The sequence below is a fragment of the Streptomyces sp. ISL-11 genome, from assembly GCF_018614525.1.
Taxonomy (GTDB): domain Bacteria; phylum Actinomycetota; class Actinomycetes; order Streptomycetales; family Streptomycetaceae; genus Streptomyces.
This window is the reverse complement of the sequence record NZ_JAGGOL010000028.1, coordinates 1-12,276: the sequence shown is the minus strand read 5'-3', so window position 1 is coordinate 12,276 and position 12,276 is coordinate 1. Positions and strand designations below refer to the sequence as shown.

10 protein-coding genes are annotated in these 12,276 nt (G+C 73.1%); 8 read left to right on the top strand and 2 right to left on the bottom strand.

The genetic code is table 11. From position 1 onward, the window contains the following. Positions 1–71: 71 nt before the first annotated feature. The 6 genes from J7E86_RS07610 (at position 72) to J7E86_RS07585 (ending at position 6,274) form a co-directional block, all read left to right on the top strand. Positions 72–1,256, top strand: a complete 1,185-nt coding sequence (locus tag J7E86_RS07610) for a spermidine/putrescine ABC transporter substrate-binding protein (protein WP_215080757.1) — start codon at positions 72–74, stop codon at positions 1,254–1,256. A gap of 106 nt (positions 1,257–1,362) precedes the next feature. Further along, positions 1,363–2,523 carry an ABC transporter ATP-binding protein gene (locus tag J7E86_RS07605; RefSeq protein ID WP_215080756.1) on the top strand — a complete coding sequence of 387 codons (1,161 nt, stop codon included), beginning with the start codon at positions 1,363–1,365 and terminating at the stop codon, positions 2,521–2,523. Beyond that, on the top strand, positions 2,523–3,446 hold the full coding sequence (locus J7E86_RS07600) for an ABC transporter permease (RefSeq protein ID WP_215080755.1): 924 nt from the start codon (positions 2,523–2,525) through the stop codon (positions 3,444–3,446). The genes J7E86_RS07605 and J7E86_RS07600 overlap by 1 nt, the downstream gene beginning before the upstream one ends. Then, the gene (locus J7E86_RS07595) at positions 3,446–4,243 is read left to right on the top strand and encodes an ABC transporter permease (protein ID WP_215080754.1); all 798 of its coding nucleotides are present in this window, start codon (positions 3,446–3,448) and stop codon (positions 4,241–4,243) included. The genes J7E86_RS07600 and J7E86_RS07595 overlap by 1 nt, the downstream gene beginning before the upstream one ends. Before the next feature lie 19 nt (positions 4,244–4,262). Further along, positions 4,263–5,660, top strand: a complete 1,398-nt coding sequence (locus J7E86_RS07590; RefSeq protein ID WP_374223774.1) for an NAD(P)/FAD-dependent oxidoreductase — start codon at positions 4,263–4,265, stop codon at positions 5,658–5,660. Positions 5,661–5,797: 137 nt separating this feature from the next. Continuing rightward, positions 5,798–6,274, top strand: a complete 477-nt coding sequence (locus J7E86_RS07585) for a bifunctional DNA primase/polymerase (RefSeq protein WP_215080752.1) — start codon at positions 5,798–5,800, stop codon at positions 6,272–6,274. On the opposite strand, the gene J7E86_RS07580 is transcribed toward J7E86_RS07585, so the two are convergent. Next, positions 6,189–6,791, bottom strand: coding sequence for a phosphatase PAP2 family protein (locus tag J7E86_RS07580; protein ID WP_308312509.1), 603 nt, complete (start codon positions 6,789–6,791; stop codon positions 6,189–6,191). The two genes, J7E86_RS07585 and J7E86_RS07580, sit on opposite strands and share 86 nt — an antisense overlap. A gap of 408 nt (positions 6,792–7,199) precedes the next feature. After that, positions 7,200–8,549: a 4-aminobutyrate--2-oxoglutarate transaminase gene (gabT, locus tag J7E86_RS07575; RefSeq protein ID WP_215080750.1), complete on the bottom strand. Its 1,350-nt coding sequence runs from the start codon at positions 8,547–8,549 to the stop codon at positions 7,200–7,202. Positions 8,550–8,745: 196 nt separating this feature from the next. Between gabT and J7E86_RS07570 the strand changes: the two genes are divergently transcribed. Further along, complete coding sequence (locus tag J7E86_RS07570; RefSeq protein ID WP_215080749.1) at positions 8,746–10,944, top strand: ATP-binding protein; 2,199 nt, start codon at positions 8,746–8,748, stop codon at positions 10,942–10,944. A gap of 153 nt (positions 10,945–11,097) precedes the next feature. Next, on the top strand, positions 11,098–12,276 hold a 1,179-nt coding region (locus J7E86_RS07565; protein WP_215080748.1), incomplete at its 3' end, for a PucR family transcriptional regulator ligand-binding domain-containing protein.

Genomic DNA, 12,276 nt, shown 5'->3' with positions numbered 1-12,276 from the left:
TTGTTGAGGGCCGTCGCTTCTGTCAGGATCCCCGCTCAAAGCCCCTCGCAGCTACGGAAAGGGCACCTCGCATGGAGCGGTACCAGCCACGGACGACGCTCACCCGCCGAGCCCTGCTGCGCGCCGGTGGGGCGGGTGCGCTCGGCCTCGGCGCCCTCGCCGGCTGCGGCATTCCCCCCGCCCGCCGCACCGGCGGGGAGAGCGCTTCGCAGGATCGTTCCGAAACCGAGCGGACCCTCGCGTTCTCCAACTGGACCGAATACATCGATCTCGGCGAGGACAACAAGAGCCGCCCCACTCTCGATGAATTCCGGCGGCAGACCGGTATCAAGGTCGCCTACACCGAGGACATCAACGACAACGTCGAATTCTTCGGCAAGGTCAGCAAACAGCTCGCCGCCGGCCAGGACATCGGCCGCGACCTGATCTGTGTCACCGACTGGATGGCCGGCCGCATGATCGGCCTCGGCTGGACACAGCGCCTCGACGCCGCCCGGATGCCCCACGCCTTCGCCAACCTCGCCCCCGGCTTCCGCAGCCCCGACTGGGACCCGGGCCGCGTCCACTCCTACCCCTGGACCGGCATCCCCGCCGTCATCGCCTACAACCGCAAGGCCACCGGCGGCCGCACCGTCGACTCCGTCTCCCAGCTCCTGGACGACCCCCGGCTCAAGGGCCGCGTCGGACTGCTGTCGGAGATGCGCGACACCGTCGGACTCACCCTCCTCGACATGGGCAAGCGACCCGAGGACGTCACCGCCGACGACTACGCCGCCGCCATCGCCCGCCTCCAGAAGGCCGTCGACAGCAAGCAGATCCGGCGCTTCACCGGCAACGACTACACCGGCGACCTCAACAAGGGCGACATCGCCGCCTGCGTCGCCTGGGCCGGCGACCTCGTCCAGCTCCAGGCCGACAACCCCGACATCCAGTACGCGATCCCCGACGCGGGCTACATGCTCTCCAGCGACAATCTCCTGGTCCCGCAGAACGCCCGCCACAAGCAGAACGCCGAACGCCTCATCGACTTCTACTACCAGCCCAAGGTCGCCGCGCGGCTCGCCGCCGCCATCAACTACGTCAGCCCCGTGGCCGGCCTGCGCGAGGAGCTCGCGAAGATCGACAAGGGGCTCGCCGACAACAGCTTGATCATCCCCAGCGACGCCATGGTGGCGAAGGCGCACTCCTTCCGCTCCCTGTCGGCCGCGGAGGACCAGGTGTTCGAGGCAAAATTCTCCGAGCTCACCGGCGCCTGACCGCCGAACGGGCCACCGGCGCGGCGGCCCGCCCCGGACATATGAGAACGTACGCGGCTGTACGTGCCGTACGCGCTCCGCCCCCGAGACCCTGGACCTTGCACCCATGACAGCTACCGCCCCGACCGTCAGCAGCGGCACGGACGTCCGCCTCGCCGGAATCAGCAAGCGCTACGGCGCCTTCACCGCCGTGCACCCCCTCGACCTCGCCATCCCGGCGGGCTCCTTCTTCGCCCTCCTCGGCGCGTCCGGCTGCGGCAAGACCACCACCCTGCGCATGATCGCCGGCCTGGAGGACCCCACCACCGGCACCGTCGAGCTCGCCGGCAAGGACGTCACCGGCCTCCCGCCGTACAAGCGGCCCGTCAACACGGTCTTCCAGAGCTACGCGCTCTTCCCCCACCTCGACATCTACGAGAACGTCGCCTTCGGCCTCCGCCGCCGCGGCGTGAAGTCGGTCAAGAAGCAGGTCGGCGACATGCTCGACCTCGTCCAGCTCGGCGACTTCGCCCGCCGCAGGCCCCACCAGCTCTCCGGTGGCCAGCAGCAGCGCGTCGCCGTCGCCCGTGCCCTGATCAACCACCCGCAGGTGCTGCTCCTCGACGAGCCGCTGGGCGCCCTCGACCTCAAGCTGCGCCGCCAGATGCAGCTGGAGCTCAAGCGCATCCAGACCGAGGTCGGCATCACCTTCGTGCACGTCACCCACGACCAGGAGGAGGCCATGACCATGGCCGACACCGTCGCGGTCATGAACGGCGGCCGGGTCGAACAGCTGGGCGCCCCCGCCGACCTCTACGACACGCCCCGCACCACCTTCGTCGCCAACTTCCTCGGCACCTCCAACCTCATCACCGCCGACGTCCTGGACGCCTCGGGCGACGACGTCCTGCTGCGTGCCGGGGACACGAAACTCGCCCTGCCCTCGGCCCGATGTACCGCCACCGCCCGGAGCGGGCAGAAGCTTTTGGTCGGCATACGCCCGGAGAAGATCACCCTCACCCACGCCGACGACGCCGGCACCGTTCCCGACGGCCGCAACAGCGTCCGCGGCCGCATCACGGAGTCGAGCTTCATCGGCGTCTCCACCCAGTACCTCGTCGACAGCCCCGCCGCCCCCGGCCTGTCCGTCTACGAGCAGAACGTCGAACGCGACGGCCGCCTGGTTCCCGGCGCCGAGGTCGTCCTGCACTGGAACCCCGGGCACAGCTTCGGCCTGGACGCCGCGCAGAGCGTCGAGGCCGGCACGGACGCGGGGGAGGGGACCTGATGGCGATCCTCACGACGACCGACACCGACAAGCCCCCCGCCGCCCTCCCCGCGGCCGCCCGCCGCAAGAAGCTCGTCCCCTACTGGCTGCTGCTGCCCGGCATCCTCTGGCTGCTCGTCTTCTTCGCCGCGCCCCTGGTCTACCAGGCGTCCACGTCCGTACAGACCGGCTCCCTCGAAGAGGGCTTCGAGGTCACCTGGCACTTCGCGACCTACTGGGACGCCCTGACCGAGTACTACCCGCAGTTCCTGCGCTCGGTCGGTTACGCCGCCACCGCCACCGTGCTCTGCCTCGCCGCCGGCTATCCGCTCGCCTACCTGATCGCCTTCCGGGCCGGCCGCTGGCGCAACCTGCTGATGATCCTGGTCATCGCGCCGTTCTTCACCAGCTTCCTCATCCGCACCCTGGCCTGGAAGACGATCCTCTCCGACGGCGGGCCCGTCGTCTCCGCCCTGGGCACCCTGCACGTCCTCGACCTCACCAGCGCCCTCGGCATCACCGAGGGGCAGCGCGTCCTCGCGACACCGCTCGCCGTCGTCTGCGGCCTGACCTACAACTTCCTGCCCTTCATGATCCTGCCGCTGTACACCTCGCTCGAACGCATCGACCCCCGGCTCCACGAAGCGGCCGGAGACCTCTACGCGCACCCCCTGACCACCTTCCGCAAGGTGACCCTCCCGCTGTCGATGCCCGGCGTCGTGGCCGGCACCCTGCTCACCTTCATCCCCGCCACCGGCGACTACATCAACGCCGAACTGCTGGGCTCCACCGACCAGAAGATGATCGGCAACGTCATCCAGTCCCAGTTCCTGCGCGTCCTGGACTACCCGACCGCCGCCGCGCTGTCCTTCATCCTCATGGCGGGCATCCTCGCCATGGTCACGGTCTACATCCGCAAGTCCGGGACGGAGGACCTCGTCTGATGACCACGTCGACCCGCTGGCTGCGCCGCAACCTCGTGGTGATCGCGGGCCTGGCCACGCTCGCCTATCTGATCCTGCCCAACGCCGTCGTCACGGTGTTCTCCTTCAACAAGCCCAACGGCCGCTTCAACTACGAGTGGCAGCGCTTCTCCACCGACGCCTGGACCGACCCCTGCGGCGTCGCCGACCTGTGCGGCTCGCTCTCGCTCAGTCTGGAGATCGCCGTCTGGGCGACCATCGGGGCCACCGCCCTCGGCACGATGATCGCCTTCGCGCTCGCCCGCTACCGCTTCCGCGCCCGGTCCTCCGTCAGCACCCTGCTGTTCCTGCCGATGGCCATGCCCGAGGTCGTCATGGCCGCGTCGCTGGCCACCCTGTTCCTCAACATGGGCGTCACCTTCGGCTTCTGGACCATCCTCATCGCCCACATCATGTTCTGCCTCAGCTTCGTGGTGACGGCGGTCAAGGCACGGGTGATGTCCATGGACCCACGGCTCGAACAGGCCGCGCAGGACCTCTACGCCACCCCGCTCCAGACCTTCCTGCGGGTCACGCTCCCCATCGCCGCCCCCGGCATCGCGGCGGGCGCCCTGCTCTCCTTCGCCCTGTCCTTCGACGACTTCATCATCACGAACTTCAACGCCGGCTCCACTGTGACCTTCCCCATGTTCGTCTGGGGATCCGCACAACGGGGCACACCCGTTCAAATCAATGTCATCGGAACGGCGATGTTCGCCGTCGCCGTGCTGTGCGTCCTCGTCGGTCAGCTGGCCGGGAGACGCCGTAAAAGGAGCTGAGAACATGGCCCCTCGTGCCATGAACCCTGCACAATCACTCTCCGACGCCGCCCCCCGGCCCTACTGGCTCGACGACCCCTCCCGGCCGGAGGCACTCCCCGCCCTTGTCGGTGACGAGCGCTGCGACCTGCTCGTCGTCGGCGGCGGCTACTCCGGGCTGTGGACCGCGCTCCTCGCCAAGGAGCGCGACCCCGCCCGCGACGTCGTCCTCATCGAGGCCCAGGAGGTCGCCTGGGCGGCCTCCGGCCGCAACGGCGGCTTCTGCTCCTCCTCCCTCACCCACGGCTGGGCCAACGGCCAGTCCCGCTGGCCCGGCGAGCTCACCACCCTGGAGCGGCTCGGCCGCCGCAACCTCGACGAGATCGAGGCAGCCCTCGCCCGCCACGGCATCGACTGCGACTTCGAGCGCACCGGCGAGATCGACATCGCCACCGCCCCCCACCAGGTCACCGAACTCCGCGAGGCCGCGGCGGAGGTCACCGCCCTCGGGCTGCCCGACTACGAGTACCTCGACCGCGACGCCCTGCGCACCGAGGTCGACTCCCCGACCTTCCTGGCCGGCCTCTGGGACCGCACGGGCGTCGCCATGCTGCACCCCGCCAAGCTCGCCTGGGGCCTCAAGCGCGCCTGTCTGGAGCTCGGCGTGCGGATCTACGAGCACACCCCCGGCGACGAGCTCTCCTCGCGCGGCCCCGGCGTCGCCGTCCGCACTCCCTACGGCCGGGTCTTCGCCCGCCACGCCGCGCTCGGCACCAACGCCTTCCCCTCGCTGGTCAAGCGGGTACGCCCGTACATCGCCCCGGTCTACGACTACGCGCTGATGACCGAACCGCTCACCGCCGAGCAGCGCGCCGCCATCGGCTGGAAGGGGCGGCAGGGCCTCGGCGACGCGGCGAACCACTTCCACTACTTCCGCATCACGCCCGACCACCGGATCCTGTGGGGCGGCTACGACATCGTCCACCACTACGGAGGCGGCGTCCGCTCCGAGTACGAGCACCACCCGGCCACCTACCGCAAGCTCGCCGAGCACTTCTTCCGCTGCTTCCCCCAGCTCGAAGGGATCCGCTTCACCCACTCCTGGGGCGGCGCCATCGACACCTGCGCGCGCTTCTCGGCGTTCTTCGGCACCGCGCACGGCGGCCGCGTCGCCTACGCCCTCGGCTACACCGGGCTCGGCGTCGGCGCGAGCCGCTTCGGCGCCGACGTCATGCTCGACCTGCTCGCAGGGGAGCGCACCGAGCGGACCGAGCTGGAGATGGTCCGGGCCAAGCCCCTGCCGTTCCCGCCGGAGCCGGTGCGGTCCCTGGGCATCGGCATCACGCAGTGGTCGATGACCAGGGCCGACGAGAACGGCGGCCGCCGCAACCTGTGGCTCAAGGCCATGGACAAGGTCGGCATGGGCTTCGACAGCTGACGCACTCCGGGGCACGCCGGCTTCCGGGCCCGGCGACGGCGTGCGCCACGAGCTCCCGAAACCCGCGTCATGATTCGCGGCCGGTGCCCTCCCTTCCGTGTACGCAGAGCAAGCGGACACGGAGAGGGAGGCATCGCATGAGTGGCGACGCGGGGACGAGGAGCGCACTGGAATGGCTGGCCTCGGCAGCGCCCGACCCGGAGATCTGCCGCCGGGAGTGGGAGCGCAACCCCCTCGGGGTGTCGCTCCTGCCCGCCGGGCGGGTCTGGGACGTCCTGATCCTCCCCAGCGGGCTCGGCTACCCGGCCCTCGACGTCCTCGGCCGCCGCGCCGACCGGATCGGCCCGGTCCTCGCCGACTTCGGCGGCGGCCGCCTGGGCTTCTTCGTACCTCCGGGAACCGTCGCCGGCTGGCTCGCCGGCGGGGTGCGCGGCGCCGGGCCCGGCACCTGGATCGTGGTCCCGCACCCCGGCCGGCCCGCCTCCGGCGGCGTCCGCTGGATCGTGCCGCCCGACGGTACGGGCACGCTCACGGACCCGGTGGCCCTGGAGCTGTCGATGCACGAGGCGGCCGCCGGTCCGGCCGGCGAGGACCGCCCCGGGCGGGGCGGGTGAGCACGGACGCCAGCGCCCACAGCAGCACCCCGGACAGGCACCAGCCGCCGAGCACGTCCAGCGGCCAGTGGTAGCCCCGCCGGACCAGCCCGATGCCCACCCCCGCGTTGAGCACCACGCACGCGGCCGTGAGCACCCGGCGGCCGCGCGGAGCGCCGGCCGGGAGGAGCACGAGCAGGGCCGCCGCGCCGTAGGCGACCGCCGCCGTGGCCGTGTGGCCCGAGGGGAAGAAGCCGCCGTGCGCGCCCGACGCCGCCATCGCCGGCGGGCCGGGCCGGGCGATCCAGGACTTGAGCGGGACCACCAGCGCGGGGACCGCCGCCATCGCGAGCGCGGCGCCGAGCACCGGCGGCCACCGGCGGGGCGCGCGGGACCGCAGCACCGACACGGCCATGGCCGCCACCAGGACGGGCACGGCGACGGTCGCGTTGCCGAGGTCGGAGAGGAACTGGGCGAGGCCGCCGGGGAACGCCGAGGCGGCCACCGCGCGCCCGAGCCGCTCGTCGAGGGCGCGCACCGGCCCGTGCGCGGCGACCTGCCAGGAGAAGAGCGCCAGCAGCAGCGCGCACAGGGCGGGGAAGAGGCCGCGAAGGGCCGGAGGACAGGCCGGCGGCCCCGGAACAGGGGGGGAAGTTCCGGGGCCGCCGTGGGGACCGGGGTGCCGCGCGCCCCGGGGGGTTTGGGGCGGGCGGCCATCCGATCGGTGAGGATGTCCGGAGCCGAAGGCTCCAGTGGTGTGCGCGATGGCACGACCGGGCCGGAACTGGGGATGCGCCGGCGCGGCGGTGTCCGCAGTCCCCTGCGGACGGGGTGTTGCATTCATCTGCAGAAACCGTACGGCAGGTCGCGCGTCCCGGACAGCCGGATCACCCGTCCACCACCCGCCCCGCACAGGTTCTTCACCCCATCCCGCCATTACTGCCAGTTACAGGCGGGCGAACGCGCCCTCGATGATGTCCAGGCCCTCGTTGAGCAGGTCCTCGCCGATCACCAGCGGCGGCAGGAAGCGCAGCACGTTGCCGTACGTACCGCAGGTGAGGACGATCAGGCCCTCCGCGTGGCACGCCTTGGCGAGGGCGCCGGCGGCCGCCGCGTTCGGGGTCTTGGTGCCGGACTCCACCAGCTCGATCGCGATCATCGCGCCGCGGCCGCGGATGTCACCGATGATGTCGTACTTCTCCGCGATCGCGGCGAGGCGGCCCTTCATGACCTCCTCGATGCGCTTGGCCTTGCCGTTCAGGTCCATCTCGCGCATCGTCTCGATGGAGCCGAGCGCCGCCGCGCACGCCACCGGGTTGCCGCCGTACGTGCCGCCGAGGCCGCCTGCGTGCGCCGCGTCCATGATCTCGGCGCGGCCGGTGACCGCGGCGAGCGGCATGCCGCCCGCGATGCCCTTGGCCGTCGTGATCAAGTCCGGGACGATGCCCTCGTCCTCGCACGCGAACCACTGGCCGGTGCGGCAGAAGCCGGACTGGATCTCGTCCGCGACGAAGACGATGCCGTTGTCCTTCGCGAACTGCGCGATCGCCGGCAGGAAGCCCTTGGCCGGCTCGATGAAGCCGCCCTCGCCGAGCACCGGCTCGATGATGATCGCGGCGACGTTCTCCGCGCCGATCTGCTTGGTGATCTGGTCGATGGCCTGGGCGGACGCCTCGGCGCCACAGTTCTCCGGGCCGGTCGGCCAGCGGTAGCCGTACGCCACCGGCACGCGGTAGACCTCGGGCGCGAACGGGCCGAAGCCGTGCTTGTACGGCATGTTCTTGGCGGTGAGCGCCATCGTCAGGTTGGTGCGGCCGTGGTAGCCGTGGTCGAAGACGACGACCGCCTGGCGCTTGGTGTGGGCGCGGGCGATCTTGACCGCGTTCTCGACGGCCTCGGCGCCCGAGTTGAACAGCGCCGACTTCTTGGCGTGGTCGCCCGGGGTCAGCTCGGCGAGCTGCTCGCAGACCTCCACGTAGCCCTCGTACGGGGTCACCATGAAGCAGGTGTGGGTGAAGTCGGCGAGCTGCGCGGCCGCGCGGCGCACGACGGCCTCCGCGCTGGAGCCCACCGAGGTCACGGCGATGCCCGAGCCGAAGTCGATGAGGGAGTTGCCGTCGACGTCCTCGATCACGCCGCCGCCGGCGCGCACGGTGAAGACCGGCAGCACCGAACCGACGCCACCGGCCACGGTCTGGAGCCGGCGGGCCTGGAGCTCAAGGGACTTCGGGCCGGGGATCGCGGTGACGACGCGGCGCTCCTGGGGGAGGGACGGTCCTCCGGTCAGTGCGGTCATGAGTGGGCTCCAGGGGGGAGATCGCGGACTTTTAGTCGCAGGCTAGGTGGGCGCACCGGCCTCGGGCATGTTCCGTTCGGGAGAAGTGCGCGCGCCGCCTTGTCCGTACCGGACATGGCGGGGCTCCCGCCATTACATTGAGCGGCGGCGCGAGACGCGACAGCGACACGACGGCTGGTGGGGGCAAGGGGCATCGATGGACACCGAGGGCGCATACGACTCTCCCGGTACACGGGACGCCGGCACACGGGACGGCCGGCTGCCGCACCAGGCCGCCGCGGGGCCGCTACCCGCCCTGCCCCCCTTGCCGCCCCTGCCGCCCGCGGTGCCCCGCCCCGCCCCGGCGCCGGAGCTCCATGACCGGGCGGCCGGGCAGCCCGCGCGGGCCGGCCAGTCACCCTTCCTCACCTGGCTGCGCACTCCCCGCCCCGCCGCCGCCCCGGGCGTCTGGCTGTACGGACACCGGCCCAAGCCGCCGGAGGAGCCCGGCCGGCTCCCCGGCCGGCAGCTGCTCAGCGGCGCCGTCATCGCCCTGCTCTGCGGCTGGCTGATCGGCTCGCTGCTGTGGAACGGCTACCTCGGCCCCTACTGGCTGTGGCCCCTGTCGGCCCTGACGCCCGACTCCTGGCACCGCGGCATGACCGCCGTGTGGACCGTCTACATCTACTACGTCCTCTGGCTGGGCGCCCTCGTCGTCGTCTTCGGCCGCCTCGGCCGCTGGCCCCAGGTCTGGCGCCGCTACGGCACGCCCCTGCTGCGCCGTTTGTGGGACGACGACGGCACCGCCCCGGCCGCCGCGCCCGGCGCCGCCCCCGGCCAGGACCCCGCCGACTGGCCGCAGCTGCGCGCGGCCGGTGCCCACGACGCCGCCGAACGGCTGGCGGCCGAGGCCCGCGGCGGGCTGATGAACGACGTCGACCACGCCCGGATCGAGCGCGCCTGGCAGTCCGTACGGACCCGGCCCGGCCGGCTCGCCTCCTTCACCGAGACCGTGCTGCGCCAGGGCGCCGCCGCCTGCGCGCACCCCTCCGGCGCCCGCGACCTGCCCGTACGCGCCGCCCAGCACGACCTGGTCACCCGGCAGGTGCGGATCGGCACCGCCGCCGACGACACGCGCAACCCCTACGAGCACCGCGGCGCCGGCTACGCGCTGGACCCCGCCCTGCTGGGCACCTCCCTGCTCGCCGTCGGCCCGCCCGGCTGCGGGAAGACCGACCGGCTCGTCCGGCCCGTCCTGGAGTCGCTGTGCCTCCAGGCGCTCGCCGGGCGCGCGGCCGTCGTCGCCGTCGGCGCGGCGGGCACGGGCCTGGCCCCCGACGAGTCGTTCGACATCGTGGTGCGCATCGGGCGGCCGGACTCCGCGTACGACCTCGATCTGTACGGCGGCACCGACGACCCCGACGAGGCCGCCGCGGTGCTCGCCGAGGGGCTCGTCGGCGACCTCACCGCCGCCCTCCCCGGCGAGGGCGGCCGCCGGGCCACGACCGCGCTGGCCCAGGTCCTCGGCCCGTACCACGCGGTCCACGGCCGCTTCCCGTCCGTCCCCGAACTGCGCGAGCTCCTCGACGGCTCGGCCGCCGCCGTCGCCGCGCTGCGCGACGCCCTCCGGGCCGGCGGGCACGACGCGCTCGCCCGGGAACTGGACGCGCGCGAACGGCAGGCGCACCGCCCCGGCGACGCCGGCCCCCTGCTCGCCGACCGGCTCGCGCTCCTCGACCGGCCCGCCTTCGCGCGCTTCTTCGACACCACCCGGCCCGGCCGGACCTTCTCGCTGCGCACCCTCGAACACCCGCTGCGCGTGCGGATCGACCTGCCCGAACGCGGCCACGCGGAGGCGTCGCGGATGCTGGCCCGGCTCGTCCTGGCCCAGTTCACCGAGTGCGCGGTCGCCCGCGCCGACCGCTCCCTGTTCGCCTGCCTGGTCCTGGACGACGCCACCCACGCCGTCACTCCCGAGACCGTCCGCGGCCTCGGGCGGCTGCGCTCGGCCCACGCCGGGGCCGTGCTCACCCTCCGTACGCTCGACGACGCACCCGAGACGCTGCGCAGCGCGCTGCTGGGCTCCGTCGGCTGCCGGATGGCGTTCTCCGGGGTGACCACCTGGGACGGGGCGCGGTTCGCGGAGGTGTGGGGCAAGGAGTGGGTCGAGACCCGCGACGTCACCGACCGGCAGATCATCGCCCACGAGCCGCTGACGCGGGCCTCGCACATCGTCCGGCGGCTGGTCACGGGCCGGGCGGTCACCGCCCAGTCGGTGACCGTCCGCACGGTGGAGCGGGAGCGCTGGTCCGCCTCGGAGCTGGCGCACGCGGTGCCCGCCGGGCACGCGGTGCTGTCCGTGACGTCCGTACGGGGCGCCAGCGCGCCGCCGGTACTGGTCGACCTCCTGCGGTGAACGGGGGCGGACCGTGTCGTTCGCGTTCCCGGCGATTCCTCCACTGAGGCAGAATCGGGAACAGCCGTTCATACGGGACGGCGCGGTCGTCGCCTCCCGACCCTTCCGCCCCTCCTGCTTCTTCTCGCCCGAAGACGCCCTCCCGAAGGTGCCATGCCTCCCACGCTCGCCTCACTCGTCCACCACTCCGCGCTCAAGCTCGCCGTGCTCGCGGGGGAGGACCGGCTGGACACGCCCGTCCGCTGGGCGCACGTCAGCGAGCTGGTCGACCCCGTGCCCTGGATGGACGGCGGAGAGCTCCTCCTGATCACCGCGATGAAGATCGACGCGGAGGATCCGGAGGGGATGCGGGCGTATGTGCGCAGGCTGGTCCGCGCCGGGGTCGTGGGGCTCGGCTTCGCCGTCGGCGTCAACTACGAGCAGGTGCCGCGCGCCCTGGTCGAGGCGGCCGAGGGCGAGGGGCTGCCGCTGCTGGAGGTGCCCCGCCGCACGCCGTTCCTCGCCATCAGCAAGGCCGTCTCGGCGGCCATCGCCGCCGACCAGTACCGCGCGGTGACCGCCGGGTTCGAGGCGCAGCGCGAGCTGACGCGGGCCGCGGTCGGCGCCGAGGGACCCGCCGCCCTGCTGTCCCGGCTCGCCGCGCACCTCGACGGCTGGGCCGCGCTGTACGACGCGTCGGGCGCTGTCGTGGCCGCCGCCCCCGACTGGGCGGCTCGCCGCGCGGCCCGGCTGACCCGGGACGTCGAACGGCTGCGGGAACGGCCCGCGCCCGCGACCGCCGTACTCGGCACCGACCCCGCCGAGGAGGGCGCCGACCGCGTCGAGCTCCAGTCTCTCGGCTCGGGACGCCGCGCCCGCGGCGTCCTGGCCGTCGGCACGGCCGCCCCGCTGGGCACCGCCGAGCGCTACGCCGTCCAGTCCGCGATCGCGCTGCTCACCCTCACCACGGAGCGCTCCCGGGCCCTCCAGGCCGCCGAGCAGCGGCTGGGCGCGGCGGTGCTGCGGATGCTGCTCGCCGGCGAGCCCGACCACGCGCGGGCCGTCGCCGGCGATCTGTACGGCGGGCTGCTGGACGCGCCCTTCCGGATGCTGGTCGCGGAGGCGGTGACCGACGCGGGCACGCCGTCCGGCGAGGAGGGCACCGAGCCGTCGGGCGAGCCCACGGCCGCGCCGGACCCGCTCGGGGTGCTCGCGGACGCGGTCGAGACCGCGGCGGGCCGGGTGGCGGAGGCGGTGCTGGTCGTCCCCGACGGCGAGCGGCTCATCGTCCTCGCGCCGGACGGCGGCGCGGCGGTCGTCGCCTGCGCGGCGCACGCCCGCGCCATAGAGGCC

Coding starts and splice junctions, on each gene's coding strand:
- J7E86_RS07610 (WP_215080757.1), top strand. CDS start 72: ATGGAGCGGTACCAGCCACGGACGACGCTCACCCGCCGAGCCCTGCTG.
- J7E86_RS07605 (WP_215080756.1), top strand. CDS start 1,363: ATGACAGCTACCGCCCCGACCGTCAGCAGCGGCACGGACGTCCGCCTC.
- J7E86_RS07600 (WP_215080755.1), top strand. CDS start 2,523: ATGGCGATCCTCACGACGACCGACACCGACAAGCCCCCCGCCGCCCTC.
- J7E86_RS07595 (WP_215080754.1), top strand. CDS start 3,446: ATGACCACGTCGACCCGCTGGCTGCGCCGCAACCTCGTGGTGATCGCG.
- J7E86_RS07590 (WP_374223774.1), top strand. CDS start 4,263: ATGAACCCTGCACAATCACTCTCCGACGCCGCCCCCCGGCCCTACTGG.
- J7E86_RS07585 (WP_215080752.1), top strand. CDS start 5,798: ATGAGTGGCGACGCGGGGACGAGGAGCGCACTGGAATGGCTGGCCTCG.
- gabT (WP_215080750.1), bottom strand. CDS start 8,549: ATGACCGCACTGACCGGAGGACCGTCCCTCCCCCAGGAGCGCCGCGTC.
- J7E86_RS07570 (WP_215080749.1), top strand. CDS start 8,746: ATGGACACCGAGGGCGCATACGACTCTCCCGGTACACGGGACGCCGGC.